General features: G+C 70.7%; 20 protein-coding genes. 16 read left to right on the top strand and 4 right to left on the bottom strand.

The features are described from left to right. The first annotated feature begins 13 nt into the window (after nucleotides 1–13). The 8 genes from argC to O3W51_RS14945 all read left to right on the top strand — a co-directional run bounded on the left by argC (nucleotide 14) and on the right by O3W51_RS14945 (nucleotide 8,644). The gene (gene argC / locus O3W51_RS14980; protein ID WP_138352691.1) at nucleotides 14–1,042 is read left to right on the top strand and encodes an N-acetyl-gamma-glutamyl-phosphate reductase; all 1,029 of its coding nucleotides are present in this window, start codon (nucleotides 14–16) and stop codon (nucleotides 1,040–1,042) included. Continuing rightward, a complete protein-coding gene (argJ, locus tag O3W51_RS14975) occupies nucleotides 1,039–2,190 on the top strand; it encodes a bifunctional glutamate N-acetyltransferase/amino-acid acetyltransferase ArgJ (RefSeq protein WP_138352690.1) in 1,152 nt (383 codons plus the stop codon). Before argC ends, argJ begins: the two co-directional genes overlap by 4 nt. Next, nucleotides 2,187–3,095 (top strand): acetylglutamate kinase, encoded by a 909-nt coding sequence (gene argB, locus O3W51_RS14970; RefSeq protein WP_138352689.1) that lies wholly within the window; start codon nucleotides 2,187–2,189, stop codon nucleotides 3,093–3,095. Before argJ ends, argB begins: the two co-directional genes overlap by 4 nt. Continuing rightward, nucleotides 3,092–4,294 (top strand): acetylornithine transaminase, encoded by a 1,203-nt coding sequence (locus O3W51_RS14965; protein WP_138352688.1) that lies wholly within the window; start codon nucleotides 3,092–3,094, stop codon nucleotides 4,292–4,294. The genes argB and O3W51_RS14965 overlap by 4 nt, the downstream gene beginning before the upstream one ends. Beyond that, nucleotides 4,291–4,824: an arginine repressor gene (locus tag O3W51_RS14960; RefSeq protein ID WP_138352687.1), complete on the top strand. Its 534-nt coding sequence runs from the start codon at nucleotides 4,291–4,293 to the stop codon at nucleotides 4,822–4,824. Before O3W51_RS14965 ends, O3W51_RS14960 begins: the two co-directional genes overlap by 4 nt. A 198-nt stretch (nucleotides 4,825–5,022) precedes the next feature. Beyond that, the gene (gene argH, locus O3W51_RS14955; protein ID WP_138352686.1) at nucleotides 5,023–6,447 is read left to right on the top strand and encodes an argininosuccinate lyase; all 1,425 of its coding nucleotides are present in this window, start codon (nucleotides 5,023–5,025) and stop codon (nucleotides 6,445–6,447) included. A gap of 95 nt (nucleotides 6,448–6,542) precedes the next feature. Further along, nucleotides 6,543–7,091: a TetR/AcrR family transcriptional regulator gene (locus O3W51_RS14950; protein ID WP_138352685.1), complete on the top strand. Its 549-nt coding sequence runs from the start codon at nucleotides 6,543–6,545 to the stop codon at nucleotides 7,089–7,091. Continuing rightward, complete coding sequence (locus tag O3W51_RS14945) at nucleotides 7,088–8,644, top strand: MFS transporter (protein WP_269286118.1); 1,557 nt, start codon at nucleotides 7,088–7,090, stop codon at nucleotides 8,642–8,644. The genes O3W51_RS14950 and O3W51_RS14945 overlap by 4 nt, the downstream gene beginning before the upstream one ends. 31 nt (nucleotides 8,645–8,675) lie before the next feature. On the opposite strand, the gene O3W51_RS14940 is transcribed toward O3W51_RS14945, so the two are convergent. Continuing rightward, complete coding sequence (locus O3W51_RS14940; protein ID WP_138352683.1) at nucleotides 8,676–9,344, bottom strand: lysophospholipid acyltransferase family protein; 669 nt, start codon at nucleotides 9,342–9,344, stop codon at nucleotides 8,676–8,678. Between the two features lie 267 nt (nucleotides 9,345–9,611). Between O3W51_RS14940 and O3W51_RS14935 the strand changes: the two genes are divergently transcribed. The 3 genes from O3W51_RS14935 to O3W51_RS14925 all read left to right on the top strand — a co-directional run bounded on the left by O3W51_RS14935 (nucleotide 9,612) and on the right by O3W51_RS14925 (nucleotide 12,102). Continuing rightward, entirely contained in the window at nucleotides 9,612–10,778 is a 1,167-nt protein-coding gene (locus O3W51_RS14935; RefSeq protein WP_138352682.1) for a glycerophosphodiester phosphodiesterase, read from the top strand. 89 nt (nucleotides 10,779–10,867) lie between these two features. After that, entirely contained in the window at nucleotides 10,868–11,392 is a 525-nt protein-coding gene (locus O3W51_RS14930; protein WP_138352681.1) for a sigma-70 family RNA polymerase sigma factor, read from the top strand. A 203-nt stretch (nucleotides 11,393–11,595) separates the two neighbouring features. After that, complete coding sequence (locus O3W51_RS14925) at nucleotides 11,596–12,102, top strand: GNAT family N-acetyltransferase (protein WP_138352680.1); 507 nt, start codon at nucleotides 11,596–11,598, stop codon at nucleotides 12,100–12,102. Between the two features lie 10 nt (nucleotides 12,103–12,112). On the opposite strand, the gene O3W51_RS14920 is transcribed toward O3W51_RS14925, so the two are convergent. Both O3W51_RS14920 and O3W51_RS14915 read right to left on the bottom strand, forming a co-directional pair. Then, nucleotides 12,113–12,565 carry a hypothetical protein gene (locus tag O3W51_RS14920; RefSeq protein WP_138352679.1) on the bottom strand — a complete coding sequence of 151 codons (453 nt, stop codon included), beginning with the start codon at nucleotides 12,563–12,565 and terminating at the stop codon, nucleotides 12,113–12,115. Beyond that, on the bottom strand, nucleotides 12,558–12,926 hold the full coding sequence (locus O3W51_RS14915) for a hypothetical protein (RefSeq protein ID WP_269286115.1): 369 nt from the start codon (nucleotides 12,924–12,926) through the stop codon (nucleotides 12,558–12,560). Before O3W51_RS14915 ends, O3W51_RS14920 begins: the two co-directional genes overlap by 8 nt. A gap of 81 nt (nucleotides 12,927–13,007) precedes the next feature. On the opposite strand from O3W51_RS14915, the gene O3W51_RS14910 reads away from it, so the two are divergent. From O3W51_RS14910 to O3W51_RS14895, 4 genes are all read left to right on the top strand, one after another. Next, complete coding sequence (locus tag O3W51_RS14910; RefSeq protein ID WP_138352677.1) at nucleotides 13,008–13,652, top strand: HAD-IA family hydrolase; 645 nt, start codon at nucleotides 13,008–13,010, stop codon at nucleotides 13,650–13,652. A 284-nt stretch (nucleotides 13,653–13,936) separates the two neighbouring features. Beyond that, the gene (locus tag O3W51_RS14905; RefSeq protein WP_138352676.1) at nucleotides 13,937–15,007 is read left to right on the top strand and encodes a methionine ABC transporter ATP-binding protein; all 1,071 of its coding nucleotides are present in this window, start codon (nucleotides 13,937–13,939) and stop codon (nucleotides 15,005–15,007) included. After that, nucleotides 15,004–15,735: a methionine ABC transporter permease gene (locus tag O3W51_RS14900; RefSeq protein ID WP_138352675.1), complete on the top strand. Its 732-nt coding sequence runs from the start codon at nucleotides 15,004–15,006 to the stop codon at nucleotides 15,733–15,735. Before O3W51_RS14905 ends, O3W51_RS14900 begins: the two co-directional genes overlap by 4 nt. Before the next feature lie 52 nt (nucleotides 15,736–15,787). After that, nucleotides 15,788–16,627: a MetQ/NlpA family ABC transporter substrate-binding protein gene (locus O3W51_RS14895; protein WP_138352674.1), complete on the top strand. Its 840-nt coding sequence runs from the start codon at nucleotides 15,788–15,790 to the stop codon at nucleotides 16,625–16,627. Nucleotides 16,628–16,690: 63 nt separating this feature from the next. Here O3W51_RS14895 and O3W51_RS14890 read toward each other — a convergent pair whose 3' ends face one another. After that, a complete protein-coding gene (locus tag O3W51_RS14890; RefSeq protein ID WP_187144809.1) occupies nucleotides 16,691–17,482 on the bottom strand; it encodes a class I SAM-dependent methyltransferase in 792 nt (263 codons plus the stop codon). Between the two features lie 186 nt (nucleotides 17,483–17,668). On the opposite strand from O3W51_RS14890, the gene O3W51_RS14885 reads away from it, so the two are divergent. Beyond that, nucleotides 17,669–18,316, top strand: coding sequence for a GNAT family N-acetyltransferase (locus tag O3W51_RS14885; RefSeq protein WP_138352673.1), 648 nt, complete (start codon nucleotides 17,669–17,671; stop codon nucleotides 18,314–18,316). Nucleotides 18,317–18,333: the final 17 nt, after the last annotated feature.

Raw genomic sequence — 18,333 nt, 5'->3', positions numbered from 1 at the left:
CGAGGAGGGTTCGATGGCTTTGCGGGCAGCGGTGGCAGGGGCGAGTGGTTACGCGGGAGGTGAGATCCTGCGGCTGCTCCTCGGGCACCCGGAGATCGAGATCGGTGCGCTCACCGGCAACTCCAATGCGGGACAGCGACTGGGCGCACTGCAGCCGCATCTGCTGCCGCTGGCCGGACGCGTACTGGAGCCGACGTCGGCCGAGGTGCTGGCCGGGCACGACGTGGTCTTTCTCGCGCTGCCGCACGGGCAGTCCGCGGCGGTCGCCGAACAGCTCGGCGACGGTGTGCTGATCGTCGACTGCGGTGCCGACTTCCGGCTGAGCGATGCCGCGGACTGGGAGAAGTTCTACGGCTCCCCGCACGCCGGGACCTGGCCGTACGGGCTGCCCGAGCTGCCCGGGGCGCGGGTCGCGCTGCAGGGCTCGAAGCGCATCGCGGTGCCCGGCTGCTTCCCGACCAGCGTCTCGCTGGCGCTCTTCCCGGCGTACGCGGCCGGGCTCGCCGAGCCCGAGGCCGTGATCGTCGCCGCTTCCGGCACGTCCGGCGCGGGCAAGGCCCTCAAGCCGCACCTGCTCGGCAGCGAGATCATGGGATCCGTCACCCCGTACGGCGTCGGGGGCGTGCACCGGCACACCCCCGAGATGATCCAGAACCTGTCGGCCGTGGCCGGGGAGCCGGTCGGCGTCTCGTTCACCCCGACCCTCGTACCCATGCCGCGCGGCATCCTCGCCACCTGCAGTGCGCGGGCGAAGGCGGGAGTCACCGCCGAAGCGGTCCGCGCCGTGTACGAGAAGGCCTTCGCGGACGAGCCGTTCGTGTACCTGCTGCCCGAGGGGCAGTGGCCGTCGACCGGCGCGGTGCTCGGCTCCAACGCCGTACAGCTGCAGGTCGCGTACGACGAGGCGGCCGGCCGCATCATCGCCATCAGCGCGATCGACAACCTGACGAAGGGCACCGCGGGCGGCGCGGTACAGAGCATGAACGTGGCCCTCGGACTTCCCGAGGACATGGGACTTTCCACGACAGGAGTGGCACCGTGAGCGTCACGGCAGCACAGGGATTCACGGCCGCGGGGATCGCCGCCGGGATCAAGGACAGCGGCAACCCCGACCTGGCCCTCGTGGTCAACAACGGGCCGCGCCTGGCCGCCGCGGGTGTCTTCACCTCCAACCGTGTGAAGGCCGCGCCCGTCGTCTGGTCCGAGCAGGTCGTCAAGGGCGGGCTGGTGTCCGCCGTCGTCCTCAACTCCGGTGGCGCGAACGCCTGCACGGGACCGCTCGGCTTCCAGGACACGCACGCGACCGCCGAGCGGGCCGCGGAGGTCCTCGGACAGAACGCGGGCGAGATCGCGGTCGCCTCGACCGGTCTGATCGGGCTGCGGCTGCCGATGGACAAGCTGCTGCCCGGCATCACCAAGGCGGCGGCCGAACTCTCCGCGCACGGCGGCGAGAAGGCCGCCATCGCGATCAAGACCACCGACTCGGTGCACAAGACGGCCGTCGTCGAGAAGGACGGCTGGACCGTCGGCGGGATGGCCAAGGGCGCGGGCATGCTCGCACCGGGACTGGCCACCATGCTGGTCGTGCTCACGACGGATGCCGACCTGGACGCCGGCACCCTCGACACCGCGCTGCGCGCCGCCACCCGCACCACCTTCGACCGGGCCGACTCCGACGGCTGCATGTCGACCAACGACACCGTGCTGCTGCTCGCCTCCGGCGCCTCCGGCACCGTCCCCGCCTACGACGACTTCGCCGCCGCCGTCGAGCAGGTGTGCGCCGACCTGGCCCGTCAGCTGATCGGTGACGCCGAGGGCGCGTCCAAGGACATCAAGGTCGAGGTGATCAACGCCGCGACCGAGGACGACGCCGTCGAGGTGGGCCGCTCCATCGCCCGCAACAACCTCCTCAAGTGCGCAATCCACGGCGAGGACCCCAACTGGGGCCGGGTGCTGTCCGCGATCGGCACGACCGCCGCCGCCTTCGAGCCGAACCGGTTGAACGTGGCCATCAACGGCGTCTGGGTCTGCAAGGACGGCTCGGTCGGCGAGGACCGCGACCTGGTCGACATGCGGTACCGCGAGGTCGTCATCACCGCCGACCTCAGCGCGGGCAGCGCCGCCGCCACCATCTGGACCAACGACCTGACGGCGGACTACGTGCACGAGAACAGCGCGTACAGCTCATGACCAACCCCACCGCGCGCAACCACACCGCGCTCCCCAAGGCCCGCATCCTCATCGAGGCGCTGCCGTGGCTCACCCGCTTCAACGGCAAGACCGTCGTCATCAAGTTCGGCGGCAACGCCATGGTCGACGAGGAGCTGAAGGCGGCCTTCGCCCAGGACGTCGTCTTCCTGCGGCATGCCGGCCTCAGGCCCGTCGTCGTGCACGGCGGCGGCCCGCAGATCAGCGCGCAGCTCGACCGGCTCGGCATCACGTCGTCCTTCACCGCGGGACTGCGGGTGACCACCCCCGAGACGATGGACGTCGTCCGGATGGTGCTCGCCGGACAGGTCCAGCGGCAGCTGGTCGGACTGCTCAACGAGCACGGCCCGTTCGCCGTCGGGATGACCGGCGAGGACGCGCACACCATGACCGCCGTCAAGCGGCACGCGGTCGTCGACGGGGAGCAGGTGGACATCGGCTTCGTCGGCGAGATCACCCATGTCGACCCGGGCGCCATCCAGGCGCTGCTGGACGACGGCCGGATCCCGGTCGTCTCGTCCATCGCCCGCGGCGAGGACGGCCATGTCTACAACATCAACGCGGACACCGCCGCCGCCGCGCTCGCCTCGGCGCTGGACGCCGAGGTGCTCGTGGTCCTCACCGACGTCGAGGGGCTGTACGCCGACTGGCCGTCCAGCGAGGACGTGATCAGCCAGCTCACCGCGAGCGAGCTGGAGAAGCTGCTGCCCTCGCTGGCCAGCGGCATGGTGCCCAAGATGGAAGGCTGTCTGCACGCGGTGCGGCACGGCGTCGGCAGCGCACGGATCATCGACGGCCGGGTGCCCCACTCGATGCTCCTCGAAGTATTCACGGACGACGGCATCGGCACGATGATCGTGCCGGACGCGCAGGGGGACGGGTCATGAGCAACGAGGAACTGACGCGGCGGTGGCAGGGCTCGCTGATGGACAACTACGGGACGCCGCGCGTCCCGCTGGTCCGCGGCGAGGGCGCGAAGTTCTGGGACGCCGACGGGAAGGTCTATCTCGACTTCGTCGGCGGTATCGCGGTCAACTCCCTCGGCACCGGCCACCCGGCCGTGGTCCGGGCGGTCTCCGAGCAGATCGGCACGCTCGGCCATGTGTCGAACCTCTTCATCGCCGAGCCCCCGGTGGCGGTCGCGGAACGGCTGCTGGAACTCTTCGGCCGGGCAGGCCGGGTCTTCTTCTCCAACTCCGGTGCGGAGGCGGTGGAAGCCGCTTTCAAGATCGGCCGGCTGACCGGCCGCACTCACATGGTCGCCACCTCCGGCGCCTTCCACGGCCGGACGATGGGCGCCCTCGCGCTCACCGGCCAGCCGAAGAAGCAGGAGGCGTTCCACCCGCTGCCCGGTGATGTCACCCATGTGCCGTTCGGGGACGCGGACGCACTGCGCGCCGCCGTCACCACCGACACCGCGCTGGTGGTCATCGAGCCCATCCAGGGGGAGAACGGCGTCGTCGTGCCGCCCGCCGGCTATCTGAAGGCGGCGCGGGAGATCACCTCCGCCACCGGCACCCTGCTGGTCCTGGACGAGGTACAGACCGGCATCGGCCGGACTGGCCACTGGTTCGAGCACCAGGCGCACGGCGTCGAGCCCGATGTCGTCACCCTCGCCAAGGGGCTCGGCGGCGGTCTGCCGATCGGGGCCACGATCGCCTTCGGCACCGCTGCCGACCTGCTGACGCCGGGTCAGCACGGCACCACCTTCGGCGGGAACCCGGTCTCCTGCGCCGCCGCGCTCGCCGTACTGGACACCATCGCGGCCGACGGGATCCTCGACAACGTCAAGCGGCAGGGCGACCGGCTGCGGCACGGGATCGAGGCGCTCGGGCACCCGCTGGTCGATCATGTGCGCGGTGCGGGGCTCCTGCTGGGTATCGTTCTCACGGAGCCGCTCGCACCGCAGGTGCAGCAGGCGGCTCAGGACGCCGGACTCCTGGTGAACGCCGCTGTGCCCGACACGGTACGGCTCGCTCCTCCGCTGATCCTCGGTGACGACGAGGTGGAGGTGTTCCTCCAGGCGCTGCCCGCCGTCCTCGACGCGGTACACAGGGACCAACGATCCGGAGAAGGGCGACGATGACCGAGGCGCAGCACGGCCAGGCCGTACCGCAGACCCGCACCGCACGCCACCGGCGGATCGTGGACATCCTCAACCGGCAGCCGGTGCGGTCGCAGAGCCAGCTGGCGAAGATGCTCTCCGACGACGGGCTGAGCGTTACGCAGGCGACGCTCTCGCGGGACCTGGACGAGCTGGGCGCGGTCAAGATCCGCAACTCCGGCGGCGAGCTGATCTACGCGGTGCCGTCCGAGGGCGGCTTCCGCACCCCGCAGGCGCCGTTGGGGGAGTCGGTCAAGGAGGAGCGGATGGCCCGGCTCGCCGGCGAGCTGCTCATCTCGGCGGAGGCGTCCGCCAACCTGGTCGTGCTGCGCACCCCGCCGGGCGCGGCCCAGTTCCTGGCCTCCGCGATCGACCAGGCCGAGGTGCACGACATCCTGGGCACCATCGCGGGCGACGACACCCTCATGCTGATCAGCCGCGACGCGGCGGGCGGCCAGGCGCTGGCCGACCACCTCCTCCGGCTGGCGGCGGGCGACCACCGGCAGAACTGAGCCGGCGCCGTACGACCCGGATCGTGTCGCCGAAGCCGTCTGGAAGGGCCCCCGTTCCCGGGGGCCCTTCGGCGTTCCCGGGGCGCCGGAACGCGCCGGAAGGCCTTTTTGACGAATCATGCAGTGCAATGCATACTTATGCCAGTCAGTGCGGTCGTCACCAGGCGACGGTCCACGCGACACTTTCGAGGAGCAGCGGTGAGCAGCAACGGCGATGTCAGGCTCTGGGGCGGCCGGTTCGCGGACGGCCCGGCGGAGGCCCTGGCCAAGCTTTCGGCGTCGGTCCACTTCGACTGGCGGCTGGCCCCTTACGACATCGCCGGCTCCCGCGCCCACGCCCGCGCCCTGCACAAGGCCGGGCTGCTCACCGATGACGAGCTGGGGCGGATGCTGGCCGGGCTCGACCAGCTGGCGGTGGATGTCGAGGCGGGCACCATCACCGGCACCATCGCCGACGAGGACGTGCACACCGCGCTGGAGCGCGGTCTGCTGGAGCGGATCGGCCCGGACCTGGGCGGCAAGCTGCGGGCCGGCCGGTCCCGCAACGACCAGATCGCCACCCTCTTCCGGATGTACCTGCGCGACCACGCGCGGATCATCGGCGGGCTGATCGCCGAGCTGCAGGAGGCGCTGGTCGGTCTCGCCGAGACGCACGCGGACGTCGCCATGCCGGGACGTACGCATCTGCAGCACGCCCAGCCGGTGCTCTTCGCCCACCACGTCCTGGCGCATGTGCAGGCGCTGAGCCGGGACGCCGAGCGGCTGCGGCAGTGGGACGACCGGACAGCCGTCTCGCCGTACGGCTCCGGCGCGCTCGCGGGCTCCTCGCTCGGCCTCGACCCGGTGGCGGTCGCCGCCGAACTCGGCTTCGAGCGCGGTTCGGTCGCCAACTCCATCGACGGCACGGCCTCGCGCGACTTCGTCGCGGAGTTCGCGTTCATCACCGCGATGATCGGGATCGACCTGTCGAGGATCGCCGAGGAGATCATCATCTGGAACACGAAGGAGTTCTCCTTCGTCGCCCTCCACGACGCCTTCTCCACCGGCTCGTCGATCATGCCGCAGAAGAAGAACCCGGACATCGCCGAGCTGGCGCGCGGCAAGTCGGGCCGGCTCATCGGCAATCTGACCGGTCTGCTGGCGACGCTGAAGGCCCTGCCGCTCGCGTACAACCGCGATCTGCAGGAGGACAAGGAGCCGGTCTTCGACTCCTGCGACACCCTCGAGGTCCTGCTGCCCGCCTTCACCGGGATGATGGCCACCCTCACGGTCAATGCCGCGCGGATGGAGGAACTGGCACCGGCCGGCTTCTCCCTCGCCACCGACATCGCCGAATGGCTGGTCAAGCAGGGCGTTCCGTTCCGGGTCGCGCACGAGGTCGCGGGGGAGTGCGTCAAGGTCTGCGAGGCCGGCGGCATCGAGCTGGACGAGCTGACGGACGAACAGTTCGCCAAGATCTCACCCCATCTGACGCCCGAGGTCCGCACCGTCCTCAACGTCAAGGGCGCGCTCGCCTCCCGCGACGGGCGGGGCGGCACGGCGCCGGTCCGGGTGGCCGAGCAGCTGGCCGAGGTCAAGCAGGACGTGGCCGTACAGCTGGCCTGGGCGCTGGCCGAACGCTGACACCGGGCGGAGCGCCGGGCCGTGACGGCCCGGCCTCTGCCGTTCTGCGGATTTAATGTGAGACATCCGTGTCTCATGCGCGCTATATTTGTCTCATGAGTTTCGATCGTGAACAGGTGCTGCGCGACGCCGCGGCCCTGCTGAGCCGCCGGGCCACCGCGTCCATGGACGAGATCGCCAAGGCGGCCGGAATCAGCCGCGCCACCCTCCACCGGCACTTCCCCGGCCGCGACGCCCTCGTCCGGGCCCTCGGCCTGCTCGGGATCGCGCAGATGGACGAGCGGCTGGACGCCGCCCGCATAGAGGAGGGCGACCCGGTCGAAGCGGTCCGCCGGCTGATCGACGAGGCCATGCCCGTCTCCGGTTTCCTGGCCTTCCTCTACGGCGAGAACCAGCTGTACGACCTGCCGGAGGTCAACGAGGGCTGGGCGAGGGTGGACGAGCGGGTCAGCGCGCTGTTCCGGCGCGGCCAGGAACAGGGGCTGTTCCGGTACGACCTGACACCGACCTGGCTGGGCGAGGCGCTGTACGCCCTGATCGCGGCCTCGGCCTGGTGCGTCCAGGATGGACGTATGGCACGGAACGATTCCGCCCGTATGGTCTCCGAGCTGATGCTCGGCGGGATGCTGCGGAGCGCGTCATGACCCGCGACGCCCTGCACAAGCCCACCGCCCCCGTGCCCCCGACGCCCCCGCACCCCTCCCGCTGGCTCGCGCTCGGCATCCTCACACTGGCGCTGCTGCTCGTCGCCGTCGACGCGACGGTGCTCGGGCTGGCGATGCCGTTCCTGACCGAGGACCTGGAGCCGTCCTCGACGCAGGTGCTGTGGATCGGCGACATCTACTCCTTCGTCATCGCCGGGCTGCTGGTCTCAATGGGCAGCCTCGGTGACCGCGTCGGCCGCAAGAAGCTGCTGCTCATCGGCTCCGCCGCGTTCGGCGGGCTGTCGGTGCTGGCCGCTTACGCGCACACCCCGGAGATGCTCATCCTCGCCCGCGCCCTGATGGGCGTGGCCGGCGCCACCCTCATGCCGTCCACCCTCGCGTTGATCCGCAACCTCTTCACCGACCCGCGGGAGCGCAGCTTCGCGATCGGTGTGTGGGGCGCGGCCTCGACGGCCGGCGCCGCCGTGGGACCGGTCGTCGGCGGCATCCTGCTGGAGCACTTCTGGTGGGGCTCGGTCTTCCTGATCAACCTGCCGGTCATGGTGGTCCTGGTGGTCGTCGGCTACAAACTGCTGCCGGAGTCGAAGAATCCCGACCCGGGTCCCTGGGACCTGGTCAGCGTCGCGCTGTCGCTCGTCGGCATGTTCGGTGTCGTGTACGGCATCAAGGAGATCGCGGCGCACGGCGCGAAGCCCGCCGCCTTCGCCGCGGGCGCGGTGGGACTGGCCTGCCTCTATGCCTTCGTCCGGCGGCAGTACACGCTGCCCGCACCGCTGCTGGATATGCATCTGTTCCGCAACCGGGGCTTCTCCGCCTCGGTGCTGGCCGATCTGCTGACCGTGCTGGGCCTGTCCGGGCTGATCTTCTTCCTGTCACAGTTCCTGCAGATGGTGCAGGGGCGCTCGCCGCTGGAGGCGGGTCTTGCCGAACTTCCGGCCATGGTCGGCGCCGTGGGGGCCGGGCTCTGCGCGGGCATGGCCGCCCGCCGGTTCTCCGTGCGGCTGGTCGTCGCGGGCGGTCTGGGCGCCAGCGGTCTGGCGCTGGCCGGACTGTTCGGGCTCACCCCGGAGACGGGCTACCCGCTGCTCTTCGCCGTGCTGCTGATCGTCGGTGTGGGCGCCGGCTTCTCGTTCACCGTCACCGCCGACGTGATCCTCTCCAGCGTCCCCGAGGAGGAGGCCGGCGCCTCGGCCGCGGTGTCCGAGACGGCCTACGAACTCGGCGCCGCCCTCCGCATCGCGCTGCTCGGCTCCATCGTCACCGGCGTCTACTCCAACCTGACGCTGCCCGCCGGACTGCCGGCGGGCAGCGCCGCGCAGGCCAAGGACTCCCTGGCGGGGGCCGTCGAGGTGGCGGGCACGCTGCCCGGCGAGAGCGGGAACACCCTGCTCACGGCGGCGCAGGCCTCGTTCACCGACGGGCTGCGCATCGCCGCCCTGGTCGGCGCGGTGGTGCTGATCGGGGCGTCGGTGTGGGCCTGGCGGATGCTGCGCCACACCAAGCTGGCAACGGCCCGCTCCGCCCATCACTGAGGGGCGGAGCGGGGCGCCTCGGCGCCGTGGGTCAGGCGGCCTTGGCCTTGGTCGCGTACATGTCGACGTACTCCTGGCCCGACAGCCGCATGACGTCGCTCATCACCTCGTCGGTGATGGCCCGCAGCACATAGCGGTCACGGTCCATGCCCTCGTAGCGGGAGAAGTCGAGGGGCGCGCCGAAGCGGATGGTCACCCGGTGGATGCGCGGCAGCTTCTTGCCGGCCGGCTGGACGCGCTCGGTGCCGATCAGCGCGCAGGGCACGACGACCGCGCCGGTCATCAGGGCGAGCCGGGCGACACCCGTACGGCCCCGGTACAGCCGGCCGTCGGGGGAGCGGGTGCCCTCCGGGTGGATGCCGAAGATCTGGCCGTCCTCCAGCACCCGGCGGCCCGTCATCAGCGCCGCCGCGCCGCCGCGGGCGCCGTCCCGGTCCACCGGGATCATGCCGACGGTGGTGAAGAACGCGGCCTTCGCGCGGCCCTTGATGCCGCGGCCGGTCACGTACTCGTCCTTGCCGAGGAAGAAGACCGGGCGCGGGGCCACCAGGGTCATGAACGGTGAGTCCGAGAAGGCGAGGTGGTTGCCCGCCAGGATGACGGGTCCGGTCGCGGGGATGTTCTCCATTCCCTCGACACGCGGGCGGTACAGCACGCGGAGGAGCGGTACGAGCAGCGCATTGATCAGGAAACGGAACAACGGGCCCTCCGGGCAGGGGATCGGTGGATCGCAGACCAGGGGCGCACGCCCACTGGCGCACACCCCCTATAGATGAGGACGATACTTCCGTTCGCCTGGTCAGCGCACGCCGGGTTCACACACTTGCTACGCAGTGTTGACGTACGTTCCGCGCATGTTTCGCCTGTCGTGGCTCGTACGAAAGATGTACGCGCCTACGATGCGCGGGTCGACCGGCAGGTGCCGCACAGGCGTTCGGCCGCAGTCACCGGAGACAGGGGAGAGCTCATGACGCACGACCAGCAGGGATCAGGACCGGCCCGCCGGGCCGTCCTCGGCGCGGCGGCGGCCCTGGGCGCCGGCGGCGCGGTGTTCGCCCTGCCGGGGACGGCGGCCGCCGCGGACACCGCGGCCAACCGCGGCGGACACGGCTCGCCCAAGCTGCCGGTGCCGACCGTCATCGGGCACCGCGGCTCCAGCGGCTACCGCCCCGAGCACACCTTCGGCTCCTACCAGTACGCCCTGGACATCGGCGCGGACGTCATCGAGCAGGACCTCGTGCCCACCAAGGACGGCCATCTGGTCTGCCGGCACGAGCCCGAGATCGGCGGCACCACGGACGTCTCGAAGCACCCCGAGTTCGCGAGCCGTAGGACCACCAAGACCATCGACGGCACCGCCATGACCGGCTGGTTCACCGAGGACTTCACGCTCGCCGAGCTGAAGACGCTGCGCGCCGTGGAACGGCTGCCCGCCAACCGGCAGCGCAACACCCTCTACGACGGCCGCTGGGAGATCCCCACCTTCGAGGAGGTGCTCCAGTGGGCCGAGGAGCAGGGCCGCAAGCGGGGCCGTCCGGTGTGGCTGCACACCGAGACCAAGCACCCCACGTACTTCCGCAAGCTCGGCCTCGGCCTGGAGGAGCGGCTGGCCAGGCTGCTGCGCCGCTACGGCCGTGACCGGAAGAACTCCCCGCAGTTCCTGGAGTCCTTCGAGTCGGGCAGCCTGCAGCGGCTGGGCGCGCTCGGTGTCGCGGCCCCCAAGATCTTCCTGCTCTCCGGCCTCGGCAGCCGCCCGTGGGACTTCGTCGAAGCGGGCGACCCGCGCACCGTCGACGACCTCATCACCCCCGCCGGCCTGCAGTGGACCGCGCACTTCGCGCAGGGCATCGGGCCGACGCTCACCCTGATCATCCCTGTCGACGCGGCCGGGAAGCTCGGCACGCCGACCACGCTGGTGCGCGACGCGCACGCCGCCGGGCTGATCCTGCACCCGTACACGATGCGCAACGAGAACGCCTTCCTGCCCGCCGACTTCCGCAGGGGCACCGACCCGAACGCCTACGGCGACGCCTTCGGCGCGTTCAGGAAGTACTTCGAGCAGGGCATCGACGGGATCTTCTCCGACAACGCCGACACCGCGCTCCTCGCCCGCCAGGACTTCCTGAAGTCCTGATGCGGCCCTTCGGGCGGATGATCCACTCTGACGGGTGAAGACGGCCGCGTCCGGCAACCGCCGGGCGCGGCCGCGTCGTCCCGGCGATCATGACGATGTCGCTGCGTGAGGACGAACTGACCCGGCTGCGCCCGCTGGTCGCCGCGGAGGCGGCCGCCGAAGAGGTGGCCGGCGGCATCGAGGCCGCCGACCTCGAACAGGCGGTGTGGCTGAGGATGCTCGAACTGGCCGTTCCGCCGGCCGATCCCGCCCGCTGGCTCCGGGCCGCGGTACGGCGCGAGGTGCGCGAGGCCGCCCGCCGGGTCCGCCGTGAGCTGCCGTACACCCCGGGCCGCGACCCGGCGGCCGACCGCGGGCCGTCCGTCGAGGAACAGGTGCTCGGCGCCGAGCAGCGAGCGGCCGTGCACGCCGCCGTGCGGCGGCTGCCGGGACGCTGCCCGCAGGTGGTTGGTGCACTGATGTCCCGTTCCGACCCCACATACCAGGAAATCTCCCGGGAGTTGGGAATCTCACAGGGCAGTATCGGCCCTTTGCGCTCACGCTGTCTCGGCTGCCTGCGCTCGATCCTGAAATCCGGGGTTGCATCCCCGGTAAGACGGGGTAAGGCACGGTAAACAGTCGGCGACAAGGCGTTCCTTGCGCGTTCGAACGTGGCCGGATGCGGGTATTGCGAGGCATCTACCGCGCCGGGGCGTTTGTGCGATCATCAGCGCCACGGAGACGGCGCACACCCGTACCAACTCCGGTCAGGCACACGTCCCGGGCGCGCATCACACCCTCATCAGCCCGGGCGGACTCGAAGGGGAGGCCTGCGCACATGGGCATGAGCGTGACCATCTCTACGGCGGATCCAGACGACGCCGAGAAGATCCTCAAACTCCAGTACCTCTGCTATCAGAGCGAGGCGGAGCTCTACGGCGACTACACCATAGAACCGCTCACCCAGACCTTCGAGGCGCTGCGCGCCGAGCTGGCTCAGGGGTGCGTCCTGGTCGCCCGGCTCGGCGACGAGGTCGTCGGCTCGGTACGCGGGGTCGTCGACGTCGACGGCACCGCCCGGATCGCCAAGTTGATCGTCCATCCCCGTATGCAGCGGCACGGTCTCGGCGGCCGGCTGCTGCACGCCGTCGAGGAGCGGCTGTCCGCCGAGAGCGAGGCGAAGCGGTACCGGCTGTACACCGGGCACCGCAGCGACCTGAACCTGCGGCTGTACCGCAAGCTGGGGTACGAGCAGGTGGGCGACGCCGAGCCGGTCACCCGGCGGCTGAGCCTGGTCACCATGGAGAAGGACGCCCCGACGGCGACGTTCGCCGCCAGCGCCTGAACGGTTTCCGTTACGGCTGTTGTGGCCGCGCCGACCTGCGCAGCCACAACAGCCCGGCGACGGGCAGCAGCAGCGGCAGGAAGAGATAGCCGATCCCGAAGTCCGACCACACGGTCGCGTCGGGGAACGCGGACGGGTCGACGAGGGTGAAGGTGCCGACCGCGAGCACGCCGGCCAGTTCGGCCGAGCAGCACACCAGCGCCACCCTGCGGGCCGCCTCGCCACCGCGCCGGAGCGCGACGGTGATCACCGCGTAGACGAGCCCGGCGACCGCCGACAGCACGTACGCCAGCGGCGCGTCATGGAACTTCGTGATCATCTGCACCAGCGAGCGCGACACCGCCGCGACGGTGAACACCCCGTAGAGCGAGAGCAGCAGCCGCCCGGGACCCCGGCCGATCCGCCCGGCCCCGGCTTCGTTCGCGGCCGGCGCCCCGGATGCCTCGTGTGCGGGCTCAGACACTGCCGCCTCCCCAGATGTCGAAAAGCCGTACTTCGAGCACGGCGAGGATCACTCCGCCCGCGGCGACGATCGCCGATCCCCAGCGGGTGCGTTCGGTCAGCGACATGAAGGCGGCCGCCGGGATCGTGCAGGCGGCGCCGACCAGGTAGGAGACGAAGATCAACGTGCCCTGGTCCGGCTTCTCGCCGCACGAGAGCTTCACCAGGGCGATCACCAGCTGAACCAGCGCGAGCACCGTGACCACGGCCATGCCGATGAAGTGCCAGTCCTTGGTCGGCTGGTCGTGGAAGGCGGCGAAGCCGCACCACGCCGCGAGCAGCAGCGCCGCGACCGAGACCGTGATGGTGACTGCGTCGAGCATGCCGCGACTCTATTACGGGTCAAAAGGGCCGGGCCCAGCGGGATCCAGGAGCCCTCCGCGCCCGGCGTAGGGTGGCCGGATATGAAGATCACCACGCAGGCGCTGCTGTTCGACAACGACGGGACGCTCGTCTCCTCCATGGACTCGGTGGTCCGCTGCTGGAGCCGGTGGGCGCGGGAGGAGCGGGTGACGGCCGAGGCGTTCGCGGCGGTGCAGCTGCACGGCAGGACCGCGGTGGCCATCATCCGGGACCTGCTGCCCGAGGAGCGGGTCGCGGCGGCGGTGCGCCGGATCGAGGAGCTGGAGCTGGCCGACGCGGACGGCGTGGTCGTCCTGCCCGGCACCCTCGCGCTGCTCGGCTCGCTGCCGGCCGGCCGCTGGGCGGTCGTCACCTCCGCCACCGGCCGGCTGGGCGCCGCCCGGCTCGCCGCCGCCGCGATCGATCCGCCCCTGCTGATCAGCGCCGACGACGTGACGAACGGCAAGCCGGACCCGGAGCCCTTCCTGCTGGCGGCCCGGAAGCTGGGGGTGCGCCCGGAGGACTGCACCGTCTTCGAGGACGCTCCCGCCGGTCTCACCGCGGGCCGCGCCGCCGGGATGCGGACCGTGGCCTTGGCCACAACCCATGCCGTCGAGGAGTTGGCCGCCGACGTGGTGGTCCGGGACCTGTCCGCGGTATCGGTGCAGGTCACGGACGCGGGCCTGGAGATCACCACCGCTGGATGAGCGGCTGTCCGCATAGTGAACGGCCTGCCCGGAATGCGGGACGCGACCGGCAGGTCTGCTTTACTGGATCTCATGACCACGACGAACAGCCGCTGCCGCGCGACCGAGGCGACCACGCCCGGTGTTCGTTGTATGTGTCGAATGTGTGACTAGCCGAGGGCTCAGCCCCGCGTCACGACATTCCGTGGTTCCAGCGACTTCCTCTTCCTGCCGCTGATCCCCGCTTGGCCCCTGACGGGCCGATCCGTGCCGCGATCCGAGAAGAATGCCCCCTGTGCGGTGCTATGTCTGCCGCGCACTCGACAGTGACGGATACCCCTGTGATCACCACCACGGACCTGAGAAAGGTCTACCCCTCGCGTGACCGCGAGATCACCGCCCTGGACGGCGTCGATCTGCACGTCCGCGAGGGCGAGGTCTACGGCGTCGTCGGACAGAGCGGCGCCGGCAAGTCGACCCTCATCCGCTGCGTCAACCTCCTCGAGCGCCCCACCTCCGGCACCGTCGAGGTCGCCGGGCAGGACCTGACCGCGCTCGGCGGCCGGACCGACCGGGCGGGAGCCGCGCTGCGCGCCGCCCGCAGCGGCATCGGCATGGTCTTCCAGCACTTCAACCTGCTGGCCTCGCGCACCGTGCAGGGCAACGTCGAGCTGCCGCTGGAGATCCTCGGCATCTCCGGCAAGGAGCGCTCCCGCAAGGCCCTCGAACTCCTGGACCTGGTCGGTCTCGCCGACAAGGCCCGCGCCTACCCCGCGCAGCTGTCCGGCGGTCAGAAGCAGCGCGTCGGCATCGCCCGCGCGCTGGCCGGCGACCCCAAGGTGCTGCTCTCCGACGAGGCCACCTCGGCGCTCGACCCGGAGACCACCCGCTCCATCCTCCAGCTGCTGCGCGACCTCAACCAGCAGCTGGGGCTGACCGTTCTGCTCATCACGCACGAGATGGACGTCGTCAAGGCGATCTGCGATTCGGCCGCGCTGATGAAGAACGGCAGGGTCGTGGAGTCCGGCACCGTCGCCGAGCTGCTCGCCACCCCGGGCTCCGAGCTCGCGCACGAGCTGTTCCCGGTCGGCGGTGAGCCGTCAGGACCGGACCGCACGGTCATCGACCTCACCTTCCACGGCGAGAGCGCGACCGAGCCGGTCATCTCCCAGCTGGCGCGCACCTACAACGTGGACGTGTCGATCCTGGGCGCGGCCATGGAGACCATCTCCGGCCGGCAGATCGGCCGGATGCGGATCGAACTGCCCGGTCCTTTCGAGGACAACGTCGTACCGATCGGCTTCCTGCGCGAGCAGGGCATCCAGGTCGAGGTGGCACGGACCGCCGCCGCACGCGTGAAGGAGACCGTGAAATGACCTGGGCCGAAATACAGCCGCTGCTCACGACGGCCTGTTGGGAAACCCTCTACATGGTGGGCTGGTCCACCGTGATCACGGCCGCGATCGGCCTGCCGCTCGGCGTGCTCCTGGTTCTCACCAGCCGGGGCGGCCTGCTGCAGAACGTGGTGCTGAACAAGGTCATCGGCGTCGTCGTGAACATCACGCGGTCGCTGCCGTTCATCATCCTGATGGTCGCGCTGATCCCGTTCACGCGCTGGCTCGTCGGCGCCGCGTTCGGGCTCAACGCCGCCGTCGTCATGCTGTCCGTCGGTGCGATCCCGTTCTTCGCGCGGCTCGTGGAGACCTCGATCCGCGAGGTCGACCCCGGGCTCGTCGAGGCGGTCCACGCGATGGGCGGCAACACCCGCACCGTGGTCGTCAAGGCGCTGCTGCCCGAGTCGCTGCCGTCGCTGGTCTCCGGCCTCACCACCACCGTGATCGCCCTCGTCGGCTACTCGGCCATGGCCGGCACGATCTCCGCCGGCGGCCTGGGCAACCTCGCGTGGACCTACGGCTACCAGCGGTTCGAGAACAAGGTCATGATCGCCACGATCGTGCTGCTGATCGCGCTGGTCACCGTCGTCCAACTGGCCGGCGACCTGACCGCCCGGGCGCTGGCCCGCCGCGGCGCCCGGACCTCCGGCGCCCCCGGACTCCGCCTGCTGCGCGCCGCCCGCGTCGCGGAGACCACTGAGACCTCCTGACCCGCCGGGCTTCCTCCGGCTCGTACCATCCACTGAGAAAGAGGCACTTTTCGTGCGTAACACCACCAGGATCACCACTGCTGTGCTGGCCGCCGGAGCCCTCGCTCTGGGCCTGAGCGCCTGCGCCTCCAACCCGACCCAGAAGGACGGCGAGAACGACGCGCTGGTCGTCGCCGCGAGCCCCGTGCCGCACGCCGACATCCTGAAGTTCGTCAAGGACAACCTGGCGGAGAAGGCCGGACTGAAGCTGGAGGTGAAGGAGTTCGACGACTACGTCATACCGAACACCGCCACCGAGAACGGCGAGGTCGGCGCCAACTTCTTCCAGCACAAGCCGTACCTCGACGACTTCAACGCCAAGAACAAGACGCACATCGTCCCGGTCGTGAACGTCGAGCTCGAACCGCTCGGCCTCTACCCGGGCAAGGCGAAGACGCTCGCCGAGATCAAGGCCGGCGACACCATCGCCGTGCCCAGCGACACGACCAACCAGGGCCGCGCGCTGCAGCTGATCGCCTCCAAGGGCCTGATCACGCTCAAGCCCGGCGTCGGCGCCAACGCCAGCCTGCAGGACATCGCCGACAGCAAGGGCCTGAAGTTCAAGGACGCGAAGGCGGAGCTGCTGCCCAGCCAGCTGCCCGACGTGGCCGCCGCCGTCATCAACGGCAATGTGGCGCTCGGTGCCAAGCTCGACCCGGCCAAGGGCACGCTCGCCCTGGAGAAGGCCGAGGGCAACCCCTACGCCAACTTCCTGGCGGTCAAGGACGGCAAGCAGAACGACCCGCGGGTCGTGAAGCTCGTCAAGCTGCTCAACTCCCCTGAGGTCAAGAAGTTCATCGAGACCAAGTACCACGGCTCGGTCGTCCCGGCGTTCGGCAAGCCCGCCGCCTGACATCCGCGCCTCCGCACCCCGGCCGCCCGACCAGGCGGCCGGGGTGCGGTGCGTCGTGGCCCGTTACCGGCGCCGCACCCAGTACACGTCCGTCATGTACGGCATCTCGATGTCGCCGCCGCGCCGGGTCGGCTCGTGCGCGCCGAGCAGCGACTCCAGATCGGCCCGCACCCGCTCCTGCTCGGCCGCGTCCAGCACCGCGATGTGGCTGGACGACATCATCCGCTCGACGACGTCCTCGACGGTCGTCGAATGCGGGTTGGGCCAGTGCCGCTCGTGCACCCGGCCCCAGCCCGGCCGTCCCTCGAAGGACCTGCGCCACCGGTTGTCGGGATCCCCGATGCCGGAGGCCAGCGGCGGGCTCGGCAGATCGCGCGGCGCCAGCCGGAAGAAGATGTCCTGGAAGTCGCGCACCCACGGCACCGAGGTGTCGTACGTGTTCCACACCAGGGCGAGCGCGCCGCCCGGCCGCAGCAGCCGCTCCACCTCGTCGAGCGCGTCCGTCTCCTGGAACCAGTGCCAGGACTGCGCCGCCACCACCGCGTCCGCGCAGCCGTCCGGCAGCCCCGTCGCCTCCGCCGTGCCCGCCGTCACCACCACGCCGGGCAGCAGCGCGGCCAGCCGTTCGCGCATCTCCGGCACCGGCTCCACGGCCAGCACCTCGGCCCCGGTCAGCGCCAGCAGCCGGGTGAACTTGCCCGTGCCCGCCCCGAGATCGACCGCCGTCCGCCCCGCCTGCAGCGGCAGGGCGTCCGCCAGCGCGGCGAGCGCGGCCATGGGGTACGAGGGGCGGGAGCGCTCGTACAAACCCGCGGCCCGCTGGGATCCGACTCCTGCTGCGTGGTGCAACGTCACGCGGCCAGACGCTAGCAGGGTCGGACGGCGGCAGCCGATACCCGCCCCGGCCGTCATACGGCCTACCCTGGAAGGGCGTTCACGGATCACCCCTCCCGTGAACCGTTCTGCGAGCCCGCTCTGCGAATGTCGCGGCCGATGCTGCATGCTGTGCTCTCCACACATGCCCTGGTTACGGAGCAGCGAATGACCTCCACCTTTCCGGACATCTCCATCAGTACGGAGCGGCTGGTGCTGCGCCCCTACGAGGAAGCCGACATCCCCGCCCTCGCGGAGATGATGAACGATGAGCTGGTCACCGCCTGGACGTCCGTCGCCCAGCCGTACACCGAGGACGACGCCCGCGCCTTCGCCACCCGGATCGCCCCCGCGGAACGCACCGAGGGCCGCGGCATCGTCTTCGCCGTCACCGAGTTCCTCACCCAGCGGCTGGTCGGCACCGTCCATCTGCAGAACACCGACTGGCGCATCCGCAGCAGTGAGATCGGCTACATGACCGCCCCCTGGGCGCGCGGCGAGGGATACGCCTCCGAGTCGGTGCTCGCCGTCACCCAGTGGCTCTTCGACGACCAGAAGTTCGAGCGCCTCGAACTGCGGATCGCCGCCGACAACACCGCCTCCCAGCAGGTCGCCCAGAAGATCGGCTGCATCAGCGAGGGCGTGCTGCGCAACGCCGGCATAGTGCGCAGCCGGCCGGAGGAGGACCCGGGCGGCCGGTGGGCGGAGATGAGGACCGACCTGATCGTGTGGAGCCTGCTCCCGGAGGACCTGGACGTACCGCGCGGCCGGGGCTCGGGGGACGAGGGGTACGTGGCCTTCGCCGACTGGGAGTAACGACCCTGCAGGCGCCG

The sequence above is a fragment of the Streptomyces sp. H39-C1 genome (assembly GCF_027158125.1).
GTDB lineage: Bacteria > Actinomycetota > Actinomycetes > Streptomycetales > Streptomycetaceae > Actinacidiphila > Actinacidiphila fildesensis.
The sequence above is the reverse complement of the archived record's forward strand: the minus strand, read 5'-3'. Positions and strand labels throughout refer to the sequence as shown.